At 66.5% G+C, this 23,102-nt stretch carries 15 protein-coding genes and 3 tRNA genes; 12 read left to right on the plus strand and 6 right to left on the minus strand.

Translation table 11 applies throughout. From position 1 onward, the window contains the following. The first annotated feature begins 69 nt into the window (after window positions 1–69). The 5 genes from thiD to AC5P88_RS08400 all read left to right on the plus strand — a co-directional run bounded on the left by thiD (window position 70) and on the right by AC5P88_RS08400 (window position 2,124). The gene (gene thiD / locus AC5P88_RS08380; protein ID WP_106551314.1) at window positions 70–879 is read left to right on the plus strand and encodes a bifunctional hydroxymethylpyrimidine kinase/phosphomethylpyrimidine kinase; all 810 of its coding nucleotides are present in this window, start codon (window positions 70–72) and stop codon (window positions 877–879) included. Beyond that, complete coding sequence (locus AC5P88_RS08385; protein ID WP_106551315.1) at window positions 876–1,802, plus strand: alpha/beta hydrolase family protein; 927 nt, start codon at window positions 876–878, stop codon at window positions 1,800–1,802. Before thiD ends, AC5P88_RS08385 begins: the two co-directional genes overlap by 4 nt. Continuing rightward, window positions 1,793–1,869: transfer RNA gene (locus AC5P88_RS08390), tRNA-Arg, on the plus strand. The genes AC5P88_RS08385 and AC5P88_RS08390 overlap by 10 nt, the downstream gene beginning before the upstream one ends. 69 nt (window positions 1,870–1,938) lie before the next feature. Then, window positions 1,939–2,015, plus strand: a tRNA-Arg gene (locus AC5P88_RS08395). Between the two features lie 32 nt (window positions 2,016–2,047). Then, a tRNA-Arg gene (locus tag AC5P88_RS08400) sits at window positions 2,048–2,124 on the plus strand. 592 nt (window positions 2,125–2,716) lie between these two features. Here AC5P88_RS08400 and AC5P88_RS08405 read toward each other — a convergent pair. Beyond that, on the minus strand, window positions 2,717–3,637 hold the full coding sequence (locus AC5P88_RS08405; RefSeq protein ID WP_106550707.1) for a LysR family transcriptional regulator: 921 nt from the start codon (window positions 3,635–3,637) through the stop codon (window positions 2,717–2,719). Window positions 3,638–3,777: 140 nt separating this feature from the next. Here AC5P88_RS08405 and AC5P88_RS08410 point away from each other — a divergent pair, with 140 nt between their 5' ends. Continuing rightward, window positions 3,778–4,479: a pirin family protein gene (locus AC5P88_RS08410; protein ID WP_049428172.1), complete on the plus strand. Its 702-nt coding sequence runs from the start codon at window positions 3,778–3,780 to the stop codon at window positions 4,477–4,479. Between the two features lie 112 nt (window positions 4,480–4,591). Here the strand turns inward: AC5P88_RS08410 and AC5P88_RS08415 are convergent, their stop codons facing one another. After that, on the minus strand, window positions 4,592–6,799 hold the full coding sequence (locus AC5P88_RS08415; protein WP_106550708.1) for a TonB-dependent siderophore receptor: 2,208 nt from the start codon (window positions 6,797–6,799) through the stop codon (window positions 4,592–4,594). Between the two features lie 144 nt (window positions 6,800–6,943). Beyond that, a complete protein-coding gene (locus tag AC5P88_RS08420) occupies window positions 6,944–7,639 on the minus strand; it encodes an alpha/beta hydrolase (protein WP_106550709.1) in 696 nt (231 codons plus the stop codon). Between the two features lie 184 nt (window positions 7,640–7,823). Here AC5P88_RS08420 and AC5P88_RS08425 point away from each other — a divergent pair, with 184 nt between their 5' ends. Next, window positions 7,824–8,963, plus strand: a complete 1,140-nt coding sequence (locus tag AC5P88_RS08425; protein ID WP_106550723.1) for an MFS transporter — start codon at window positions 7,824–7,826, stop codon at window positions 8,961–8,963. 94 nt (window positions 8,964–9,057) lie between these two features. On the opposite strand, the gene AC5P88_RS08430 is transcribed toward AC5P88_RS08425, so the two are convergent. Beyond that, window positions 9,058–10,176, minus strand: a complete 1,119-nt coding sequence (locus AC5P88_RS08430) for an alpha/beta hydrolase (RefSeq protein ID WP_049428170.1) — start codon at window positions 10,174–10,176, stop codon at window positions 9,058–9,060. A 183-nt stretch (window positions 10,177–10,359) separates the two neighbouring features. On the opposite strand from AC5P88_RS08430, the gene AC5P88_RS08435 reads away from it, so the two are divergent. The 5 genes from AC5P88_RS08435 (at window position 10,360) to aceE (ending at window position 20,163) form a co-directional block, all read left to right on the plus strand. Beyond that, on the plus strand, window positions 10,360–11,706 hold the full coding sequence (locus AC5P88_RS08435) for a c-type cytochrome (protein WP_049428167.1): 1,347 nt from the start codon (window positions 10,360–10,362) through the stop codon (window positions 11,704–11,706). Then, the gene (locus tag AC5P88_RS08440; protein ID WP_495224788.1) at window positions 11,703–12,629 is read left to right on the plus strand and encodes a c-type cytochrome; all 927 of its coding nucleotides are present in this window, start codon (window positions 11,703–11,705) and stop codon (window positions 12,627–12,629) included. Before AC5P88_RS08435 ends, AC5P88_RS08440 begins: the two co-directional genes overlap by 4 nt. Before the next feature lie 120 nt (window positions 12,630–12,749). After that, window positions 12,750–15,128, plus strand: coding sequence for a TonB-dependent receptor (locus tag AC5P88_RS08445; protein ID WP_106550711.1), 2,379 nt, complete (start codon window positions 12,750–12,752; stop codon window positions 15,126–15,128). An 8-nt stretch (window positions 15,129–15,136) separates the two neighbouring features. Next, on the plus strand, window positions 15,137–17,245 hold the full coding sequence (locus tag AC5P88_RS08450) for a phosphocholine-specific phospholipase C (RefSeq protein WP_106550712.1): 2,109 nt from the start codon (window positions 15,137–15,139) through the stop codon (window positions 17,243–17,245). Window positions 17,246–17,493: 248 nt separating this feature from the next. Further along, the gene (gene aceE, locus AC5P88_RS08455) at window positions 17,494–20,163 is read left to right on the plus strand and encodes a pyruvate dehydrogenase (acetyl-transferring), homodimeric type (RefSeq protein WP_495224789.1); all 2,670 of its coding nucleotides are present in this window, start codon (window positions 17,494–17,496) and stop codon (window positions 20,161–20,163) included. A gap of 51 nt (window positions 20,164–20,214) precedes the next feature. Here aceE and AC5P88_RS08460 read toward each other — a convergent pair whose 3' ends face one another. After that, entirely contained in the window at window positions 20,215–20,697 is a 483-nt protein-coding gene (locus tag AC5P88_RS08460; protein WP_495224790.1) for a LuxR family transcriptional regulator, read from the minus strand. A 123-nt stretch (window positions 20,698–20,820) separates the two neighbouring features. Then, window positions 20,821–22,992 (minus strand): TonB-dependent alcaligin siderophore receptor FauA, encoded by a 2,172-nt coding sequence (fauA, locus tag AC5P88_RS08465; protein ID WP_495224791.1) that lies wholly within the window; start codon window positions 22,990–22,992, stop codon window positions 20,821–20,823. Between the last annotated feature and the right edge of the window lie 110 nt (window positions 22,993–23,102).

The following is a 23,102-nucleotide window of genomic DNA, read 5'->3' on the forward strand; positions in this document are numbered from 1 at the left end:
GACGGATCAAAGGCATCCACGCATGGCGTGGATCTACCCTCCCCTGCAGGACCACGGCACAATCGCCTGATGAGCCCGACCACTCCCGTTTCCGCCCTCACCATCGCCGGCTCCGACTCCGGCGGCGGCGCCGGCATCCAGGCCGACCTGAAGGCCTTCGCCGCGCATCGCGTGCACGGCCTTTCGGCGATCGCCGCGCTGACCGCACAGAACACCCGCGGCGTGACCGCCGTACATGTGCCACCGATCGACTTCCTGCGTGCACAGCTGGACGCCTGCTTCGACGACTTCGACATCCACGCGGTGAAGCTCGGCATGCTGGCCAACGCCGAAGTGATCAACGCCGTCGCCGACGCACTGGAGAAGCATCGTCCCCCCCACGTGGTGCTGGACCCGGTGATGGTCGCCACCAGCGGCGCACGCCTGCTGGAAGACAGCGCATTGCAGGCCATGCGTGAGCGCCTGATCCCGCTGGCCACGCTGATCACCCCCAACACGCCGGAAGCAGAACTGCTGGTCGGCCGGAAGATCAGCAACGGCGAAGACGCAGAACAGGCCGCCTCGGCCCTGCTCGACCTCGGTGCTGGCGCAGTGCTGCTCAAGGGCGGCCACCTGCTGGAAGGCAATCGCGTGATCGACCGCTATTTCGACGGCGTCAGCAGCGAAGAATTCATCCATGCGCGCCTGCCACTGGACGCGCACGGTACCGGCTGCACGTTGGCTTCGGCCATTGCTGCGCAGCTGTGCAATGGCCTGAGCCTGGCCAATGCCTGCGAAGCCGGCATCGACTACGTTGCACGTGGGCTGCAGCAAGGCTATGCGCCGGGCCGCAGCGAAGTGCTGGTGCTCGACCATTTCGGCGCGGCACCGCACGCATGAGCCTGACGCCACGCATCCTCGCCGTGCAGTGCAACGACGGCCATCGCTACGAAGTGATCGCCTGCGTGCCCGCACAGGCCATCGCGCGCCTGCTGTGGCTGCCCGCGCTGGGCGTGGCTGCGCGCCACTATCTGCCGCTGGCGCAGGCACTGGCAGCGAGGGGCGTTGCGGTCTACCTGCATGAGTGGCGCGGCAACGGCAGCAGCTCGCTGCGGCCATCGCGCACGCAGGACTGGGGCTATCGGGAAGTACTCGAACAGGATCTACCGGGCAGCCAGGCCGTTCTGGCTGCAGCGGATGACGAGGCTGGCGCCCTGCCCTGGATCATCGGCGGCCACAGCCTTGGTGGGCAGCTGGCCTGCGTGCATGCAGGCCGCAATCCGCAGCACTTCAAGCGCCTGTGGCTGGCTGCCAGCGGCTCACCGTTCTGGCGCAGCTTCCCGCCACCACGGGGCTGGCTGCTGCCGCTGGTCTACCGCTTCCTGCCGTGGATCGCGCAACGCCAGGGCGTCCTGCATGGCCGTCGCCTTGGCTTCGGCGGCACCGAGGCGCGCGGCCTGATCGCCGACTGGGCGCGCGTGGGCCTGAACAACCATTACGCCGCGGTCGGCATGGACGAAGACCTCGACGCGCAGATGGCGCGCGTGCATGGCAGCGCGCAGGCGGTGCTGATGGAACATGACTGGCTGGCACCGACCGGATCGATGCAGACGCTGCTGGCGAAACTGCCGAATGTGGTCGCGCAGCTGCGCGTGCTGTCCGCGCAGGAACTGGGTACGCGCGCCGATCACTTCGCCTGGCTGAAGGCCCCGGACGCCGTGGCTGACAGCTTTTTCATTCAGTTGGATGAAAATTTTCACAAAACTGTTGACGGTGCGCGCCGACATCCGCATAATTCCGCTCCTGTCGCAGGGCGCCCGTAGCTCAGTTGGATAGAGTACCTGGCTACGAACCAGGCGGTCGGGAGTTCGAATCTCTCCGGGCGCACCACTCGACAGGTTTCCAGCATCCGCCGCTGGAAATGAAGTAAAATTAAGCAGTAAATTGATTGTGTACCGCGCGCCCGTAGCTCAGTTGGATAGAGTACCTGGCTACGAACCAGGCGGTCGGGAGTTCGAATCTCTCCGGGCGCACCATACACAGTCAACACAACAAGTTTATGTAATTGGCGCCCGTAGCTCAGTTGGATAGAGTACCTGGCTACGAACCAGGCGGTCGGGAGTTCGAATCTCTCCGGGCGCACCATTACACCGAAACAGCAGGCCTCGGCCTGCTGTTTTTTTATGCGTGTTTTTCGGCAGGGCTGCGCCCTGCACCTGCAAATGCTTCAAGCCAAGGCAACTGCAACGGCAAGAGCTGGCATTCCGTAGGTTGGCGGGGCGGTGTCGGAGTGCGGGGACGCCGCAAGTACGTCCCTGTAGGCTTGGCAGCCGCATCCATGCGGCTGACACCCCGCACTCCGACACCGCCCCACCTCTGACAGATTCTCGCGACCTGATGGATCCACGCCATGCGTGGATGAATCTCCATCGAGTTCGAGTATTTCGACAATTGATCGAAGAGCATCCACGCATGGCGTGGATCTACCGTGTCGACCAAGGTCGACACCCACCAAGAGCTGGCCATCCCATTCCGGCAGATCGCGAAAATCTGTCGAAGGCGGGGTGGGTCCGGTTGCGGGAGTGTCAGCCGCATGGATGCGGCTGCCAAGCCCCCATGGACGGGTTTACGGCGTCTCCCGCAACCGGACCCACCCCGCCATCCCTCAGCAAACCAGCTGTTGCTGTTGCTGTTGCTCCAGCTCGTAGCGGGTGCAGGGCGCAGCCCTGCCGTACACCTACCCCCTGGCCATCGCCTGCCACCACTGCGACAGCAGCTCCGGCCTGCGCAGGCGTTCGCGCCACCAGCGCAATGCGGCGCCATCCTCACCGGTGCGCCAGGCCAGCCAGAAGGTCTCTTCCGGCTTGTGTTCCTCCACCTCGCGGATCACCAGCTGGCCACGCGCCACCGCAGCACGCGCGCACGGCTCGGGCAGGAAGCCGAAGCCCACGCCTTCGCATTGCAGCTTCAGCTTGCTGGCCATGTCCGGCACCGTCAGCATCTCCTGCCCCATCAACAGGCCGACCGTGCGTGGCAACAGCCGCCGCGCCGAATCGGAGACAGCGATCGCGCAGTGCTCGACCAGCTGCTCGCGCCCGAGCACGCCCGGTACTGCAGCCAATGGATGATCGGGTGCGACCGCGAATACGAAATCCACCGTGCCCAGCGGCTCGACCACGTAACCGCCACCACTGGGCCCCTCGCCCGGCGCGCCGACCAGCAGGTCGGCCCGGCGATCCAGCAAGGCCTCCCAGGTACCGGACAGCGCCTCGCCGATCAACCGCAGCCGGGTCGGCGCCTCGGCCTCACGGAAGGCGGCGATGTCCGGCCCCAGCAGCCAGGTCGGGAACACCGAGTCCACCGCCAGGGTCAGCTCGGTCTCCCAGCCCGACGCCACCCGGCGCACCCGCAGTTCCAGCTCGCGTGCGGCGCGCAGCAGGTGACGGCCCTCGTCCAGCAGCGCGCGGCCGGCCTCGGTCGGCTCGGCGCGCGGGCCGACCCGGTCGAACAACTGAACGCCCAGGTCCTCCTCCAGCTTGGCCACGGTGTAGGAGATGGTCGAGGGCACCTTGTGCAGGGCCTTGCCGGCGCCGGCGAACGAGCCGCGGCGGTCGATGGCGTCCAGGATCTGCAGGGCATCGAGACTGAGCTTGAGCATTCGAATTTTTCGATGATGGCTGTCAAAACTATCCGTTTTTCAAACCCTGGGCGCAAGCGGATACTTCTCTCCAACGGGGAAACACAGCGACTACCGGCCCACCCCGCCCCATCGAAACCATCGAACAAGGAGATTCCATCATGCTGCAGATCCGCAAGAGCGCTACCCGTGGCCTGGCCGAGCATGGCTGGCTGTCCTCGCGCCATACCTTCTCCTTTGCCAACTACTACGACCCCCGCTACGTCAGCTTCGGCCCGCTGCGGGTGATCAACGAAGACAAGGTGATCGGCGGACAGGGCTTCGGCACCCACGGCCACAGCAACATGGAGATCATCTCCTACGTGCTGGGCGGTGCGCTGGAACACAAGGACTCGATGGGCACCGGTTCGGTGCTGCGCTACGGCGACGTGCAGCGCATGAGCGCCGGCAGCGGCGTCACCCACAGCGAGTTCAACCACTCGGCCGACGAGACCGTTCACTTCCTGCAGATCTGGATCTTCCCGGATGCGGAGAACATCGCGCCGTCCTACGAGGAGACCCACTTCACGCCGGACAGCAAGCGCGGCCAGCTGCGCCTGATCGCTTCGCCGGACGGTGCCGACGGTTCGCTGCGCATCCATCAGGACGCCCGCATCTTCGCCACCATCCTCGATGGCGGCCAGAAGCTGCACCACGCCCTCGGCAACGGTCGCGGCGCGTACGTGCAGGTGGCGCGCGGCCAGCTGCAGGTGAACGGCATCACCCTGGAAGCCGGTGATGCGCTGCAGGTCAGCGACGAAGCGCAGCTGACCCTGGAGAACGGCAACGACGCCGAAGTGCTGGTGTTCGACCTGCCGCTGTAACGACAGCGCCCGCGATGCCATCACGCATCGCGGGCGTCTTTGTAGAGCCGAGCCCATGCTCGGCTGCGGTTGGCAGCCAGCCGAGCGTGGGCTCGGCTCTACAGGACCGGCGTCAGAACCTGTAATTCAAGCTCAACCGCACATTGCGCGGCTCGCCCCAGGTGTAGGTGCTGTACCAGCTGAAGATCGTGTAATACCGCTTGTCCAGCAGGTTGTTGACGTTGAGCGTGGCCGACAGGCGATCGTTGAATTCATAGCGCGCCATCGCATCGAGCAGCCAGTACGGCTGGGTGCGATGCACGACCTGCGCACCGGTGGCCGGGTTGCTGATCTCGCCGAACGTGGAATCCTGCCAGCGCGCGCCACCGCCCAGCGTCAGGCCCTTCCAGTCGCCACGCAGGCGATAACTGGTGTGCAGGCTGAACTGGTTTTCCGGCTCCAGCGTGGTGACCTTGGCACCGGCCTGGCGGGCGATCTTGTGCGAGAAGCCACCCTGCACCTGCCAGCCCTCGGCCAGCTGGCCCGACATCTCAAGCTCGTAGCCCTTGGTACGCACGCCCATCAGGGCGCGATAGGCATCCTGCCCGTCCGGCGTCTTGCCGCCGGTGGGCTGGGCGAAGTTGTCCTGGTCGAGCTGGAACAGCGCCGCACTGGCGTTGAAGCGCCCATCGAGGAACTCGGCCTTCAGGCCCATCTCATAGCTGCGGCCTTCCAGCGGATCCAGCGCCTTGCCCTGCTCGTCGCGTTCGCTGTGCGGCTTGAAGATGGTGCTGTAACTGGCATACACCGAGTAGTGCTCGCCAAGGTCATAGACCACACCGGCATATGGCACGAACACGCCGGTCTCGCGCGTGCCCGGCGAGCGGTAGCTGGCCAGGCGGCTGCCCACGATCACCTTCAGTGGATCGGCCACGTCGAAACGACCGACCACATAGACGCCGTTCTCGCGCGTCACTTCATTGTTATCGTAGCTGCGCTGCCATTGCGGCTCCGCAATGTCGCCCTGCCATGCGCGGTAATCGGGCACCTCGGTCGGATAGCCGGGCTGCGGCGAGTAACCGGTATTGGTCCAGCGCTTGCGCGAGGCGCTGCCACCGACCACCAGCTCATGCTCGCGGCCGAACAGGCCGAAATGACCGCTCAGGTAGAAGTCGGCCGCGTTGCTGACAGTCTTGCCAACGTACTTGCCCAGCCACAACGACACGCCTTCGCCGGTGACCGGATCGGGATTGCCACCGGCCGCACCCGCCAGCGCCGCGTCATAGCCGTTGACCTGGTGGTTGAGCTGCAGCTTGGCCACCCAGTCGTTGGCGAAGGTGTGCTCGAGCGTGGCAAAACCGGTGCGAACGTACTGGCGCCAGCCACTCCAGCGGGTGCCGTTGTTGAACGAACGCGGCATGTCATTGAAGTTGCCGGCACTGTCCAGCAGCGGAATGCCGCCCCAGGTCGAACCCTTCGGGTCGCTGTCCATCGCATCGCCACCCACGGTCAGCAGTGTGCGCTCGCCCAGATCGGCTTCCAGCACCGCATAGCCGACCTTGCTGGTGCGCTGGTAGTAATCGAGATTGGAATGCTTGTCCTGCCAGGCGCCCACTGCACGACCGCGCACGCGTCCATCGGCGGTCAACGGGCCGCCGACATCGATCTCGGCACGGTAGTCATCCCAGCGCCCCACACCCAGCGTCGCGCTGCCAGCGAAGTCCTTGCCCGGCTTCTTGCGCACCAGGTTGATGGTCGCGCCGGGATCTCCCATGCCGGTCAACAGACCGGTGGCGCCCTTGAGCACCTCGATGCGGTCATAGATGGCGGTATCACTGAGCGTGTTGCCCGCCGAGTAGGCCGAGTCACGCGACATCGGGATGCCGTCGTACTGGAAGTTCTGCACGGCGAAGCCACGTGCGTAGTACTCGGTGCGCTCGCTGTCGTAGGTGACGATGCTGATGCCAGGGGTCACCCGCATCACGTCATCGATGCCGTGCAGGCCGAAGTCATCCATCTCGGCACGGGTGATCACGCTGATGGTCTGCGGAGTCTGCCGCGGCGTCAGCACCAGGCGGGTGGCGGTGGCGATGGTGCCCGGCGTATAGGCGCCGCTGCCTTCGGTGATGGTGCCCAGCTGGTTGGCGGTGACCTGCACCGTCTGCAGGGTCTGCGAGGCGGGTGCCTGGCGATCCTCCTTGTCCGGTTCAGTAGCGGACTGCGCGGCAGCCATTGCGCTGCTGCCCAACAATGCAACCAGCAGGCTCTGCGCGAGCACCTGCGGCAGCAGGCGGCGACGCGGCAATGAGGACGGAAGACGGACAACGGGCACGTACAGCACGACAGGACCTCCACGATCGGGTGGGATCCTCTGGCGGCGGCTGGAGGCAGGATGGGAACGCGGCCGGACAGCCGCAGGCGCAGGAGTGTACTCCCCTGCGCCCCGGCTGTCGTGCAGCGTGCCGTCGTGCTGTGCTGCTGGGGCTCAACCGCCGATGGCGGCGCAGGCCTCCAGGATCAACGCGGTGACCTCCCTGGGCTTCGATGCCAGCGAGGCATGGCTGGCATCCAGCTCCAGCAGGCGCTTGGGCTGCATCCGTCCGGCCATGGCCTTCTGGTTTTCCGGTGCGATCATGCGGTCATGGCGCGAGAGCTGGTACCAGCTTGGCTTGTGCTTCCATGCAGGGTCGCTCACCGTATCGCCGAAGGTGCTGGCCAGCGGCGCCTTCTGGGTCACCGCCATCACCCGGCCTTCGTCGTCGCTCAGGTCCTGGCAGAAGCTCTCATGGAACTTGTCGGCACGCAGCCACAGGTAGCCGTCGCTGTCCGGGGCGAGGTTCGGCGCCGCTTCCGGAAGATGCTGCTGGGTGATGCCGCCGGGGCTCTCGCCTGCATCGGGAGCAAAGGCGGCGATGTAGACCAGGCCCTTCACATTGGCCTCGTTGCCGGCCTCGCTGATCACTGCGCCGCCGTAGGAGTGGCCGACCAGCAGCACCGGTCCATCGATCTGGCGGATCATTTTCCGGGTGCGCCCTGCGTCGTCGGCCAACGACGTGAGTGGCAGTTCCACCGCCTGCACGCGGTCGTGGCCATTGCGATGCAGTTCCAGGATCACCTTGGCCCAATGTGCGGCCCCGCCCCAGAATCCATGGACGAGGAGGATGGTCGGTGTCGTGCTCATGAACAGGTCTCCGGCAGCGGCCGGCGGGATGCCGACCGTGCAGCCACTGTCCGTGCATTGCGTTAATCACTGGTGACGCAATCGGGTCACTGCAATCGTATGCGTCGTCCGATGTCATGCATGGCACTTGCCGAACCCGACTGGAACCGTTTTCATGGCGATTCCCTGGAGCTTCGCGCCGCGCATGACGCCTTCATCCCCACGTGCCCAGCAGCACGCCACCCGTGCTGCCTTCTTCATTCCCGGATTCGCCACCGCTGCATGGGCACCGATGGTGCCTTACGCCAAAGCCAAGGCCGGGCTGTCCGATGCCAGCCTCGGTGCCGTGCTGCTGTGCCTCGGCCTCGGCTCGCTGCTGGCGATGCCGCTGGCGGGCGCATTGACGGGGCGGCTGGGCTGCCGCCGGGTAATGGTGATCACCTGCGCGATGATGCTGTGCGCCCTGCCCCTGCTGGTACTGGCACCGACGCCACTGGTACTGGGGGCGGCACTGTTCGTGTTCGGTGCAGGCGTCGGCGCCCTGGACTGCGCGATGAACATGCAGGCAGTGGCCGTCGAACGCGACGCCGGGCGGCCGATGATGTCGGGCTTCCATGCCTTCTACAGCATCGGCGGCTTCGTCGGCGCCGGCTGCATGACCGGCCTGCTGGTGCTTGGAACACCGTTGTGGATGGCCGCGCTGGCTTCGGTGACGGCACTGCTGCTGGTGGCGGCGCTCTCGGCGCCGCACTGGCGCCCGCAACGGATCCTGCATGAGGGGCCGTTGCTGGCGTTGCCGCATGGCGTGGTGCTGTTCATCGGCGTGCTGGCCTTCGTGGTGTTCCTCGGCGAAGGCTCGATGCTGGACTGGAGCGCGGTGTTCCTGGCCGAAGTGCGACAGGTGCCGCGCGACCAGGCCGGGGCTGGCTTTGCGGTGTTCACCCTGGCAATGACCGCGATGCGTTTGTTCGGCGATGGCATCGTCGAGCGCCTCGGTCGTACCCGCACGATCGTCATCGGCGGCATCACCGCAGCGGCCGGTTTCAGTCTGGCCACGCTGGTGCCGTCGTTCCCGGTGGCACTGGCCGGCTACGTGCTGGTCGGGCTGGGCTGCGCCAACATCGTGCCGGCGCTGTTCTCGATGGCCGGCCAGCAACGGGTGATGCCGGAGAGCATCGCCATCACCGCAGTCACCACGCTGGGGTACGCCGGCATCCTCGCCGGCCCGGCAGCCATTGGTGCGCTGGCTCACGCCACCAGCCTCGGCTTCGCCTTCCTGTGCGTGGCCGCCCTGCTGCTCGGCGTAGCCGCCTCCGCCCGCGCACTGGCACAACGCCTGCCCTGACACAAAAAGGGGACGGAGGGGATCAAGTCGTTTCCAACGCAGGTGTGCGGGAAACGACTTGATCCCCTCCGTCCCCTTTTCATCCGTCCCCTTTTCAGGTGTGGGTGAGCCACTCGGCCTGGGCTGGCAGCTGCGGGGCCGGACAGGCGCTCTTCGGGTGGTGCTCGTCGCGCGCCATCCAGTCGTCGACCACGCCGGCCAGCAGGTCCAGCCGCAGCGGCAGGGTGATGTGGTCCTCGCCGCGCATCTCGATGTAGTGCGCGCGCGGGTTGGCCAGGGCCAACTCGCGGCCCTGGCTGACCGGAATGTGCTGGTCGCCCTGCCCGTGCAGCAACAGCACGCAGGCGCGGGTATCGGCCAGGGCGCGGGCCACGTCCACACGGTCCAGATCGACGTCGATGCGGCGGCTGGCGGCGGCGATCACCTGGTTGATGTCCTGGCCGCCATAGCGCCAGCGCGCGTAGGAGGCCACCGCCTGCGCCTTCAGGCCTTCCGGCTGCAGCCCCATCAGGTGCGGAATCATCGTGCGGATGGCCACGCCGGCGTTGGCGAACGATTCCATCGCCACCACGCCTTCCACCTGGTCCCCCAGCTTGTCGGCGGTGAACACCGCCGTGGCCGCGCCATACGACACGCCGAACAGATACAGCGGGCCGGTCACTTCGCCGCGTGCACGCAGTTCGCTGATCACATCGACCACATCGTCCGATTCGTAGGTGCCATAGCCGGACGGCCCCGCACCGGACTGGCCATGGTTGCGCAGGTCGAGCGTGACCACGCGGTAGCCGGATTCGGCCAGCTGCAGCGACCACGGCAACATCGAATCACCGTTCATCATCCACCCGTGCAGCAGCACCACGGTGCCGCGCGGCGCCTGCGCACGGAACGGTTGCGGTACTGCCAGGCTCAGGCCGGTATCCAGCGGCAGGCCGTTCTCGTGGCGCTGCGGCAGGTAGCGGTAGCGCGCGCCGTAATCCCCCGGGTCGAACACGCGCCAGAAGATCGGCACGCCATCGCGACCCGGTGCGAAGCCATGGCGGTTGGGCAGTTCGGCAATGGCCGCGGCGATGCGCGGGCGATCGAGCAGGGTCGACACACCACCCGGCGCGATCAGCCGATCGGCGAGCGAGGTGGACGACGCGTTGATCGAGGAAGAGCATGCAGCCAGCCACAGGCCGGCGCACGCCAGCAACAACAGCAGCAGGCGCTTCATGGGCAATCGGGGAAAAGGTGCGACAGCGTGGCAGGTTAGCGACGCGGGCACGGGCCATCTATCGCGCATGGATGACGGCTTGATGACAACGCAGGAACGATTCAGCTTGGTGTACAAGCTGTATCCGTTCAGTCATTGATCCGGATCAATGAACACGCGCGCGGGAATCTCCACAGTGCCGCCATGCGCACCTCGCTCAAGCTCGCCATTGCCCTGGCCGCCTCGCTGGCCGCCGCCTACGGCATCGCCCGCACCACGCCCTACTGGTTTGCGCCGCGGCAGACGGCGCAGGTCGATATCCACGACCCGACGCTGATCGCGCAGGGCCAGTACCTGTCGCGCGCCGCCGATTGCGCGGCCTGCCATACCGCACCGGGCGGCAAGCCGTTCGCCGGTGGCCTCGGCATGCAGACGCCGATGGGCACGATCTACTCGACCAACATCACGCCCGATCCGCAGACCGGCATCGGTGCCTACGATTACGCCGACTTCGAGCGCGCGGTGCGCCGTGGCATCCGCCACGATGGCCAGCCGTTGTATCCGGCCATGCCGTACGCCTCGTATGTGATCGCCAGCGATGCCGAGGTCAAGGCGCTGTACGCCTACTTCATGGGCTCGGTGCAGCCGGTGAAACAGGACAACGCCGACAGCACCATCCCGTGGCCGGCCAACATGCGTTGGCCACTGGCCTGGTGGCAGCTCCTGTTCGCACGCCCGCGCAGCTTCAGCCCGGATCCGAAGCTGGATGCCGGCCAGCAGCGCGGCGCTGAACTGGTTGAAGGCCTGGCCCATTGCGGTGCCTGCCATACGCCGCGCGGCCTGGCCTTCCAGGAAAAGGCCATGGCCGACGATGGCAGCCGCCAGTTCCTGTCCGGTTCGGTGCTGGAAGGCTGGTATGCGAAGAACCTGCGCAATGAATCGACCGGCCTGGCCAGCTGGAACGAAGGCGAGATCGTCGACTTCCTGCGCACCGGCCGCACCGATCGTTCGGCGGCTTTCGGTGGCATGGCCGATGTGGTCGAGCACAGCACGCAGTACCTGTCCGATGCTGACCTGCTGGCGATGGCGCGCTACCTGAAGCAGCTGCCCGCCCGCGAAGGGCGTAGCGCGCAGTGGTCGCCCGGCACCGATACGACCACCGCCGCACTGCGCAGCGGCGACTACCGCGTGGCCGGTTCGCTCGCCTACGCCGAGCACTGCCAGGCCTGCCATCGCGCCGACGGCCGCGGCATGCCGCGCGTCTATCCGGCCCTGGCCGGCAACTCGATCGTGTTCGCTGACGATCCCAGTTCGCTGGTGCAGGTGACCCTGATCGGCGGCCGCACGCCGCATACGCCGCATGACCGCATGGCCTTCACCATGCCCGGCTTCGAGCAGCTGCCGAACGCGCAGCTGGCACAGATCCTGACCTTCATCCGCAGCAGCTGGGGCAACCAGGCCGGCGCGGTGAGCGAGGTCGACGTGGCGCGGATGCGCCGGGTGGTGCGCGACAAGCCGGTGCACTACGTTCCGCAGGAGGCCGCACGATGAAGCGTTCGCGCAGACGTTCCCGCCTGCTGATCGGCAGCGCGATCAGCATGGCGCTGCTGGCCGGTGCTGGCACCCTTGCCTATCGCCACCTGTACCCGGACCTGGATGCCGCCGTGGCCAGCACGATCGATATCCTTGATGCGCAGGGCAAGGTGGTCGGCCACTACCACGCGCCCAGCGCCGAAGAGATCGCCGGGCTGGGCAATGCCGAATCGGTGATGCTCGGTCGCCGCCTCCTCAACGAAACCGCGCGGCTGCTGCCGGACAACGTCGGCAACGATCTGAACTGCAATTCGTGCCACATGGCCGAAGGCAAGCGACCGTTCGGCAACCACTACTTCAACACCGGCGGTGGTGCATATCCGCGTTACATGCCGCGCCCGGGCAAGGTGATCGGGCTGGCCGAGCGCATCAATGGCTGCCTGCAGCGTTCGATGAACGGCAAGCCGCTGCCGAAGGACGCGCCGCAGATGCGCGCGATACTCGACTACATGGCGTGGCTGAGCAGTCCCGTACCAGACGGTGCAAAGGTCGCCGCCCCAAGCGAAGGACCGATCGACAGCACACTGACCCCGGACCCGAACCGTGGCCAGGCGCTGTACGCCGTGCAGTGCGCAGCGTGTCACGGCGACAACGGCGAAGGCCGGCGCGACGCCAGCGGTGACATCGCCTTCCCACCGCTGTGGGGCGACCACAGCTTCAACATCGGCGCCGGCATGGCGCGCCTCTACAAGGCCGCCGGTTTCGTCAAGCACAACATGCCACCGGCAGTGACCCGCGAGCCCCCGCTCGGGCAGCAGGTGATGCCCGACCAGGATGCGGTGGACATCGCCAGCTACTTCATCAACCAGCCGCGGCCGGACTTCGCCAACAAGGCCAAGGACTGGCCGCGCGACCCGAAACCCAAGGACGCGCGGTACTGACAGGCAAGCGGCCGGAGGCACCGGCCGTCACACAACACGGTTCCTGCATCTCTACGTCATGCCGATGTCATTGGCGCTGCCGACACTCCGGGGCTTCCCTCTGCTGAAGGTCCGGTTTCGATGCGAACGATTGCGCGCTTTCCCCGTGTTTCGCTGCTTGCCCTGCTGATCGCCCCTGCACTGGACGCCCTGGCCGAAGCACCGCAGGGCGACGCGGCCGAGGCGCGCAGCACTGATGCCCGCACCCTGGACCAGGTGCAGGTGATCGGCCAGGCCACCAGCTACGCCAAGACCTCGGTACGCGCGGAAACGCTGAACCGGCAGACGGTGATGAGCAGCGTCAACGATGCGCTCAATGAAGTGCCGGGCGTGGTGGTCAGCGAGGCCGATGCCACCGGTTCGTCGGTGTGGGGCACGCAGATCAGCATGCGCGGCTTCGTCACCAACCGCGATACGCAGCAGATCGGCACCACCATCGACGGCCTGCCGAACGGTGGTTCGGGCTACGGCGGTGGCTCGCTGGCCAACCGCTACATCGACACCCTCGATCTGGAGACGGTGGAAGTCAGCCAGGGCACCGCCGATATCTCCTCGCGCTCGAACGAGGCGCTGGGCGGCACGCTCAACTTCCTCACCAGCGATCCGCTGCAGGACAGCCGCCTGCGCTTCGTGGTCGGTGCCGGTGACAACGATGCGCGCAAGTACTACGTGCGCTACGACACCGGCCTGCTAGGGGGCCATACCCGCGCGTGGGTCAGCGCGTCTTCGTCGAAGGTACACGACTGGATCGATGGCACCGGTCACGCCAGCAACGATCACATCGCCGGCAAGTTCATCACCGAACTGGACCGTTGGACGCTGACCGGCTACCTGTCCTACAACGATGCCGACGAACCGGAGTACACCAGCGTTTCGCCGAAGGGCTTCGCGACCAACCCGGAGCGCGACAACCTGGTCGGCACCCTGACCGGCATCCCGTACCTGGACCAGAACTACCGTTCCGGTTCGCGTGCGCTGCGCGAGAACACCTTCGGTTACCTGCGCGCAGCCTTTGACGGCGGCAATGGTTTCAAAGCGTCGGTGGCCGCCTACGGGCACCGCATGCAAGGCCGTGGCGACTGGCTGCCACCATACCTGGCGCAGGTCAGCGATGACGGTGCGGGCCGCCCCGAGTCGGAGTACATCGGTGGAAAGACCGTGTACGGCGGCAGCAACCGTGGCCAGATCTTCTTCGTCAATCCCGACGGCAGCGCCGCACAGCGCCTGGCCGGCTGCACGCCGCGGCTGGGCTTCACCGCCGAATATGATCCGAACTGCTACGCCGGCAACGTGCAGGGCGCGCAGTCGTATCGCCACACGCACTACGACAACGACCGCATGGGCGTGACCGCCGATGTCGAGTGGCGACAGACGTTCGGCGCGGTCGACAACACGATCCGTGGCGGCCTGTGGGTGGAGAAGCTGGACCGTTCGGCGCGCCGCGACTGGCATCGCCTGCTCAATGTCGGCCAGAGCATCGACTTCGACCACCAGCCGTACTGGGTGCAGTTCGAGGACAAGTACAAGGTTGACGAGCAGATGTACTACGTCGAGGACGTGGCCCGCTTCGGCCCGTTCAGCGCGCGCCTGGGCGTGAAGCAGTTCTTCGTCGACCAGTCGCGCCGCCGCGTGATCGGTGCCAGTGAGCACGTCACCTCCGATTCCAAGTCCGATCCGCTGCTCTCCACCGGCTTCACCTGGGCACCCGGCGTGGAAGGCATGGAGCTGTTCGCCGGCTTCTCGCAGAACTTCGCCGCGATTCCGTCCGGCGTGCTTGGCGAGACCGACCCGCAGCGCTTCCGCAACGTCGAGCCCGAAACCGCCGACAACATCGAAGTGGGCATGCGCATCAGCCGCTGGCCGCTGACCGCCTCGGTCACGCTGTACAACATCAAGTTCGACAACCGCATCGTCTACCTGCCGGCGGGCTTCGTCAGCGGCATCGATTACCTGGGCGAGACCGACGGCGTCTACGAGAACTTCGGTGGCGTGGAAAGCAACGGCCTGGAAGCGGCGTTCGGCTATGGCTGGGACAATGGCTGGCGGATCAACGCGGCCTACACCTACAACCGCTCCAAGTACCTGGGCAGTGGCAATGCCGCCCGCGATACCCAGCTGGGCATCGTCGACGGTGCCAAGGTGATCGGCCAGCCGGAGAACACCCTGGTGCTGTCGGCCGACTGGCAGGGCGCCAACTGGAACTTCGGCCTCTCCGGCCGTTACCTGGGCACGCGCTACCTCGATGCCGCCAACGTCAACAAGCTGCCCTCGGCCACCGTGTTCAACGCCAACATCGGCTTCGATCTGCAGGGCCTGTCGCCGCGCCTGAAGGGCATGGGTGCCAACCTGGTGGTGAGCAACCTCACCGATAAGCGGTATCTTGCAGGGGTGGACGGCCGCGACAACGCCTTCATCGGCGCTCCGCGCACCGTCGGCATCTCCTTCCGCGTGGACCTGTGAGTGAGCCCGTGACCGATATCGGCCGACGCCGGTTGTTGCAGGCCGGCGTTGCCGCCGGCCTTTCCCCGCTGCTGCCCAGCATCGCCCGGGCCGCAGCGATCGCCCCCGCCGCGCAGACGCGCAGCCTGGAAGACCTGCAGCACATCGTGGTGTTCATGCAGGAGAACCGTTCGTTCGACCACTACTTCGGCACGCTGCCGGGCGTACGTGGCTTCGGTGATCGGTTCGTCGCCCCGGCCGCCGCGCTGGAAGCGGGTGGCCGCACCCGCAGCCTGTGGCTGCAGCCTGATGCCAGCGGCAAACGTGCGATCGCGCCCTTCCCGCTGGATACCGCCGCGCACTTCGGCTACATGCGCGTGGAAGGCACGCCGCATACCTGGCCCGATGCGCAGCGCGCCTGGGACCACGGCCGCATGGGGCAATGGCCGAAGGCCAAGCAGAACCACTCGATGGGCTACTTCCAGCGCAGCGACCTGCCGTTCCAGTTCGCGCTGGCCGATGCCTTCACGATCTGCGATGCGTACCACTGCGCGATGCAGGCCGGCACCAACCCGAACCGGGTGTTCCTGTGGACCGGTCACAACGATGCGCAGGCCCGCGCGGGTGGCCCGGTGATCGCCAACTCGCACGACAACTTCCCCGAACACGGCGGGCATCCGGCGTCGTACCGCTGGACCAGCCATGTCGAGCGCCTGCAGAAGGCCGGCGTGTCCTGGCAGATCTACCAGGACATGGCCGACAACTTCACCGACAACCCGCTGGCCGGCTTCGAGGCGTTCCGTCGGGCCTACAGCGCTGCGCCCGGGCATGATCCGCAGCTGCGCGCACGCGGTGTCAGCACCCGTGGCCTGCCACAGCTGCGCCAGGATGTGCTGGACGGGCGCCTGCCGCAGGTCAGTTTCATCATTGCCGACGCTGCCGGCAGCGAACATCCTGGCCCGTCCAGCCCGGCACAGGGCGCGGCCTATACGGCACGCGTGCTGGACGCGCTGACCGCCGATCCGGAGGTGTGGAGCCGCACCGCCCTGCTGCTGATGTTCGACGAGAACGACGGCTTCTTCGACCATATGCCGCCACCGGCCCCTCCCTCGCCGGTGAACGGTGGATGGGCAGGTGCCTCGTCGGTCAGTACCGAGGGCGAGTATCACCGTCATCCCGCACCGGGCGACGAGAAGTACGATGCCGCCGAGCTGCGCGGACGCCCGTATGGTCTCGGTCCGCGTGTGCCGCTGTACGTCATCTCGCCGTGGAGCCGCGGCGGCTGGGTCGATTCGCAGGTGTACGACCACACCTCGGTCATACGGCTGATCGAACGTCGCTTCGGCGTGGCCGCACCGGACATCTCGCCGTGGCGCCGCGCCGTCTGCGGTGACCTGACGGGCGCCTTCGACTTCGCCCAGCGTGATACCCGTCCGTTCGTGCGCGGCCTGCCCGATGTAAGCGCGGTGGCGGCACGTGCGGCGGCCCTGCCGGGGCGTACCGTGCCGGCGCTGCCGGAGGGGCTGAAACCGGCGAAACAGGAAAGCGGCGTGCGCCCAGCACGGGCCCTGCCCTATCGCCCGCAGGCATCGATTGCTGCGGTCGACGCCTCGGGCGTGGATCTGGCGTTGTCCTGCGAAGGCGCGGCGGTTGTGCTGCATGTCTACGACCGGCTGCGGCTGGACGCGGTGCCACGCCGCTACACGCTGCTGCCGGGCATGCCGCTGCGCGAGCGCTGGCCGCTGGACGCCCAGGGCCGCTATGACCTGTGGCTGCTCGGTCCGAACGGCTTCCACAGGCACTTCAAGGGCAGCGCCAAGGCATCCGCTGTGCAGGCCACGGTCGAGCGTGCGGATGGCCAGCTGCGGCTGCACCTGCGCAATATGGGTGACAGCGCGCAGCAATTGCGCGTGCATGCCGGTGCCTATACCGGGCACATGCCCGAGCAGACGCTGGCGCTGCCGGCGCATGCCGAGACCTCGCTGGCCTGGGATGCGGCCCCTACCGCAGGCTGGTACGACCTGCAGCTCAGCGCGGGTGAAAGTCTGCTGCGCCTGGCCGGACGCGCCGAGGATGGCCGCCCCGGCACCAGCGACCCGGCAATGGGCAGCGAGCCACTGCGGTTCGATCACGATTGAACCGCCGCGCTGTTGTGGAGTCGAGCATGGCTCGACTCTACACACGGGAAGCAACACTGGATTGGCGCAGACCCAAGCCGCGCCCGTCTACCCGCGATCTGGGCACGCACCTACGCTTGTCTTCTCGGTGGCCGCCACGGCCGCCCTTCGCGTCACGGCCCCGCCGTTGCGACCCCGCTCCAGTGCTGTGCGCCCTGCCGGTGTTGTCGCCCAGGCAGAAGTCCGACCGGCGCCCTCTGGAGACAGTCATGAACCAAGCCCTGATCCCCTTCGATACCGACCCGCTGGAAACACGGGAGTGGCGTGAATCGCTGGAGGCGGTGATGCAGGCCGGCGGCCGGCCGCGCGCGCATTACCTGATCGACCAGCTGAGCGATCTGGATGCCCAGCAGCACGGCGACCTGCATACCCGTGCCTGGACGGCCTACGTCAACACCATCCCGCCCGAGCGCCAGCCGGCCTACCCGGGCGACCTGGCCATCGAGCGCCGACTGAACGCGATGATCCGCTGGAACGCGATGGTGATGGTGCTGCGTGCCGGCAAGCATTCCAACGTCGGCGGCCACATCGCCACCTACCAGTCGGCGGCGGTGCTGTACGACGTCGGCTTCGATCATTTCTTCCGTGGCCGCACCGACACCTTCGACGGCGACATGATCTACATCCAGGGCCACTCCGCGCCGGGCATCTATGGTCGCGCCTACGTGGAAGGCCGCATCGATCCGGCACGGATGGACAACTTCCGCCGCGAAGCCGGTCGCGAAGGCCTGTCCTCGTACCCACACCCACGCCTGATGCCGGAGTTCTGGCAGTTCCCCACGGTATCGATGGGCCTGGGGCCACTCACCGCCGCCTACCAGGCGCGCTACATGCGTTACCTGGAATACCGCGGCCTGAAGGAACACCAGGGCCGCAAGGTCTGGGCCTTCCTCGGCGATGGCGAGATGGACCAGCCCGAATCGCTGGCGGCGATCTCGCTGGCCGGCCGCGAGCGGCTGGACAACATCGTGTTCGTGGTCAACTGCAACCTGCAACGCCTGGATGGGCCGGTACGCGGCAACGCCAAGGTCATCCAGGAACTGGAGGGCACCTTCCGTGCGGCCGGCTGGAACGTGATCAAGCTGATCTGGGGCAGCGGCTGGGACGACCTGCTGGCCCGCGACCACAGCGGCCTGCTGCGCCAGCGCATGATGGAGTGCGTGGACGGCGACTACCAGACCTTCAAGTCGCAGAGCGGCGCCTACGTGCGCGAACACTTCTTCGGCCGATACCCCGAGCTGCTGGAGCTGGTCGCGCACATGAGCGACGACGATATCTGGGCGCTGGCGCGTGGTGGCCATGATCCGCAGAAGGTGTTCGCCGCCTACCAGCAGGCCATGAACACCAGCGGCCGGCCGACGGTGATCCTGGCCAAGACGGTCAAGGGTTTCGGCATGGGCGAAGCCGGCGAAGGCCAGAACATCAACCACCAGCTGAAGAAGATGAGCGCCGACGCGGTGCGCGCCTTCCGTGACCGTTTCAACCTGCCGGTCAGCGACGACCAGCTGGAAGAAATGCCCTACCTGCGCCCCGAACCCGGCAGCGCCGAGGCGGCCTACTTCGCCGAGCGCCGCCGCATCCAGGGTGGCCAGCTGCCAGCGCGCCTGGCCAAGGTCGATCCGCTGCCGCTGCCACCACTGTCGATCTTCAACACCCAGCTGCAGGGCAGCGGCGATCGTGGCCAGTCCACCACCATGGGCTTCGTGCGCATCCTCACCAGCCTGCTGAAAGATCCGGACCTGGGCAGGCTGGTGATTCCGATCGTGCCCGATGAATCGCGCACCTTCGGCATGGAGGGCCTGTTCCGCCAGATCGGCATCCACTCCTACCTCGGTCAGCTGTACACCCCGCAGGATGCCGGCCAGCTGAGCTATTACAAGGAAGCCAAGGACGGCCAGATCCTGCAGGAAGGCATCAACGAATCCGGTGCGATCTGTTCGTGGATCGCCGCCGGCACTGCCTACAGCAACCATGGCCTGGCCACGATTCCGTTCTACATCTTCTACTCGATGTTCGGCCTGCAGCGCGTCGGTGACCTGGCCTGGGCCGCTGCCGATGCGCGCACCCGCGGCTTCCTGCTCGGTGCCACGTCGGGCCGCACCACGCTGATGGGCGAAGGGCTGCAGCACGATGACGGCCACAGCCACGTGCTGTCGTCGGTGATCCCGAGCTGCGTGTCCTACGACCCGACCTACAACTACGAGCTGGCGGTGATCATCCACGACGGCCTGCGCCGCATGTATGTCGACCAGGAAGACATCTACTACTACATCACCGTACTCAACGAGAATTACCCGCAGCCGGCCCTGCCCGAGGGCGCCGAAGCCGGCATCCTGAAGGGCCTGTACCTGCTGCACCCGGCGGCCGCCGACACCACCCGGCCACGGGTGCAGCTGATGGGCAGCGGCGCGATCCTGCGCGAGGTGGAAGCAGCGGCAGAGCTGCTGCAGCAGGACTTCGGCATCGCCAGCGATGTGTGGAGCGCGACCAGCCTGACCGAACTGCGCCGCGATGGCCTGGCCGCCGAGCGCTGGAACCTGCTGCATCCGGCCGAGGAGCCGCGCGTGCCCTACGTGCAGCAATGCCTGCAGGGCCACGACGGCCCGGTGGTGGTGGCCACCGACTACATGAAGATCGTCGGCGACCAGATCCGTCCCTTCATCAACGACCGCCGCTTCACCGCACTCGGCACCGATGGCTTCGGCCGTTCCGACACGCGTGAATCGCTGCGCACGTTCTTCGAAGTCGATCGCCACTTCATTGTGCTGGCGGCATTGAAGTCGCTGGCCGACGAAGGCCGCATCGAGCGCTCGCGGATGCAGGAAGCCATCGACAGGTACGGCATCGACACCGGCAAGCGCGATCCGGCTGCGGTGTAAGGCTGTCGCATTCACCACGCCCGCTGTGCGGGCGTGGTGCAGATGATGCCGCTACGGCATGCGCTTGAACAGATTGGTCTGCAGGATCGGGGTACCGTCGTGGCCGTAGAACGCCTTGGTTTCGGTCATCGTCGTGCGGTCGGCCGCTACGGTATAGATGCGGGTGGACGCTGGCGTTCCATGGTCCACCAGCTGCATCACCAGGGTGTTCGGCGCTGGCAGTTTCAGGTTGGCCTTGTCCGCGCCGTAGGTGCCGGACAAGGCGCCCGGCGTGCCGTCGAGGGACAGCGTTCCATCGGACTTCATGGTCTTGCCGTCGTGCAGGACGATGTCCACGTGCGAACTCCAACGACCAGCACCGGCATCCTTGAACTCCAGCACCACGTGCTTCGGGCGCTGCGCCTCGGGTAGCGCAGACGTGGCGACATCCAGCGACCAGCGCCCCAGCAGCGGTGAGGGCGGTGCCTCCACCGCGAATGCCGAAGCGGCCGGCAGCGAAAGCGCAGACATCAACACAGCGGACAGCAGCTTCATACGTTGCTCCATTCCCGTGAAGAAGACGCTGCGTGAAGCGCTGTGGGGCGCAGCACCCCGGATCGTGCACAGCATCGTCGCCCTGCACAAGGCAGGGCGCTGAACGTACGGCAACCTCCTGCCTTAATAGCCAACCTTCACGGTGAACATCACGTTTTGCGGCGCGCCGTACCAGCCCTGGTTGTAGAAGCCGATCTGCGAGTAGTAGTGGCGGTCGAACAGATTGTTGATGTTGACCGCCGCCGACACGTTGGAGCTGAACTGGTAGCGCGCCATCAGGTTCACCAACGCGTAGCTGGGTTGCTCCACCGGCACCCGCCGGTTCCCTGGCGCGGTGGCGGTCTGGTACATGCGGTTCTGCCAGTCCACGCCTCCACCGATGGTCAGCCGGTCCCAGGTACCGGGCAGGCGCCAGGTGGTGAACAGCTTGAACAGGCTGCGCGGCTTGGCGGTGTTGATCGCCCTGCCCTGCGCGTCCTGCGCGATGAAGGTGGTGAAGCTGGTGCCCAGGCTCCAACCCGGCAGCGGCTCACCGGCCAGTTCCAGTTCCAGGCCATCCACCGTTGCGCCCTTCACCGCACGATACGCCGCCTGCGTACTGCCCTCGACCAGCCCACCGGTAGCTTCGGCGAGGTTGTCCTGCTGGGTGCGGAACAGTGCCGCCGAGGCATTCAAGCGCTCCTGCAACCAGCTGCCCTTGAGGCCCAGCTCATAGCTGCGGCCGCTGACTGGGTCGAGGATCTGCCCGGATTCATTGCGGTTGTTCTGTGGTTTGAAGATGCCGGTGTAACTGGCATACGCGCTGCTGTAGCCGTTCAGGTCCCAGACCACGCCGGCATACGGTACGAACTCGTTTCGGTAGCGGTATTTCCGCTTGCTGCCGAAGTAGACCTGGTCGGTCTCCCAGTTGCTCAGGCGGCCACCGACGATCACATGCAGGGGATCGGCCAGCGACAACCGCGCCACGGCATAGGCGCCGCTCTGATGATTGTCCAGATCATCGGCCTGGGTCTTGTTGCCGGCCCACACCGGCTCGGGCGTGCCCGGCCCGTGCCAGTCGAAATAGCTGGCCAACGGTGGCAACGGCGCCAGTGCGCGGTACTGCCCCAGTGCGATCTGATCTCGCGAGCGCGACCAGCCCACCGACGCAGTGTGCTGGCGACCGAACAGCTGGAACGGACCGGTCAGGCTGACACTGACCGCCTCGCGGCGCACCGGCCCGTCGTAACGGGTGAAGCTGTTGCCACTGGGCATGGCACCAGTAACCGGATCGGGATAGCCGCCACGATAGAGGTGCTTCATTTCCATGTCGGTGTGCGAACGGCTGTAGGACACGCGCGCCTGCCAGTCGTTGCCGAAACGGTGGTTGAAATCGAAGAAGCCGTTGCGGGTATCGGTGCTCATCCGTGCCCACGGGGCGGTAGCCGATACCGAACGATCGAAGCGGGTACGCGTGCCGTCGGCATTGAACAGCGCGAAGCCACTACCGAAGCCGCGGTTGTCGTTGGCCTGGTAGGAGAATCCGGCGATCAATCCGGTGTCTTCGCCCAGGTCCATGCTGACCACGCCGTAGAGCGTCTTCGCGGTGCTGTCCAGGCCCGCCGTATAGCTGTCCCCCTCGGCCTGCGCGGCGACCACGCGGCCACGCACGCGCCCTTCCCGGCTGAGTGGGCTGGACACGTCCACCCAGGCGCGCCGCGCGTCCCAGCTGCCCAGGCTGATGCCGCCACTGGCTGCGAAATCACGCAGCGGACGCTTTCGCACATAGTTCACCGCCGCCGAGGGGTTGCCGGCACCGGTCATCAGACCATTGGCGCCGCGCACGATCTCGATGCGGTCGTACACCACCATGTCCAGGTTGTTTTCGCCGAAATTCCACGGCGACAGCACTGGCATGACCACACCGTCGAACTGGTAGTTGTCGATGTCGAAGCCGCGTGCCGAGAACGAGTAGCGGTTGGCATCACTGCGCGTGACCGAGATTCCCGGAGCGGTGGCCAGTGCATCGGCGGTGCTGAGCAGCCCGCGGTCCTCGATCTGCTGGCGGGTGATGACGCTGACCGACTGCGGCGTCTGCCGCGAGGTGAGCGACAACCCGGTCGCCGTGCCCATGGAATCGGTGGTGTAGGAACGCGACGTTTCGGTGCTGCCATCAAGGTCGGCAGTGACCTGCACGGTCGGCAGCTGCGAGGTTGTCGCGGACGGGGCGCGCTCGGCGGCATGGGCGGCGTTGAACAGCGCCAGGGTCGCGCCGATGGCGGTTGCCAGGGCACTCGGGCGGGAACAGGCAGGCATGGGAGATCCAGCAGGAGAGAAAGGCTGGATGAGAATTATTGTCATCTGAGCGTGAGCGCAGGTATGCGCGGACACAACAGGTGTATGCGCGCTGCCGACGATGCCCCGGA

The sequence above is a fragment of the Stenotrophomonas sp. YJH_SMC_8 genome (assembly GCF_059371315.1).

Bases quoted from the DNA above. Each gene is read 5' to 3' on its own strand.
- thiD (WP_106551314.1), top strand. From the start codon at position 70: ATGAGCCCGACCACTCCCGTTTCCGCCCTCACCATCGCCGGCTCCGAC.
- AC5P88_RS08385 (WP_106551315.1), top strand. From the start codon at position 876: ATGAGCCTGACGCCACGCATCCTCGCCGTGCAGTGCAACGACGGCCAT.
- AC5P88_RS08405 (WP_106550707.1), bottom strand. From the start codon at position 3,637: ATGCTCAAGCTCAGTCTCGATGCCCTGCAGATCCTGGACGCCATCGAC.
- AC5P88_RS08410 (WP_049428172.1), top strand. From the start codon at position 3,778: ATGCTGCAGATCCGCAAGAGCGCTACCCGTGGCCTGGCCGAGCATGGC.
- AC5P88_RS08420 (WP_106550709.1), bottom strand. From the start codon at position 7,639: ATGAGCACGACACCGACCATCCTCCTCGTCCATGGATTCTGGGGCGGG.
- AC5P88_RS08425 (WP_106550723.1), top strand. From the start codon at position 7,824: ATGACGCCTTCATCCCCACGTGCCCAGCAGCACGCCACCCGTGCTGCC.
- AC5P88_RS08430 (WP_049428170.1), bottom strand. From the start codon at position 10,176: ATGAAGCGCCTGCTGCTGTTGTTGCTGGCGTGCGCCGGCCTGTGGCTG.
- AC5P88_RS08435 (WP_049428167.1), top strand. From the start codon at position 10,360: ATGCGCACCTCGCTCAAGCTCGCCATTGCCCTGGCCGCCTCGCTGGCC.
- AC5P88_RS08440 (WP_495224788.1), top strand. From the start codon at position 11,703: ATGAAGCGTTCGCGCAGACGTTCCCGCCTGCTGATCGGCAGCGCGATC.
- AC5P88_RS08445 (WP_106550711.1), top strand. From the start codon at position 12,750: ATGCGAACGATTGCGCGCTTTCCCCGTGTTTCGCTGCTTGCCCTGCTG.
- aceE (WP_495224789.1), top strand. From the start codon at position 17,494: ATGAACCAAGCCCTGATCCCCTTCGATACCGACCCGCTGGAAACACGG.
- AC5P88_RS08460 (WP_495224790.1), bottom strand. From the start codon at position 20,697: ATGAAGCTGCTGTCCGCTGTGTTGATGTCTGCGCTTTCGCTGCCGGCC.
- fauA (WP_495224791.1), bottom strand. From the start codon at position 22,992: ATGCCTGCCTGTTCCCGCCCGAGTGCCCTGGCAACCGCCATCGGCGCG.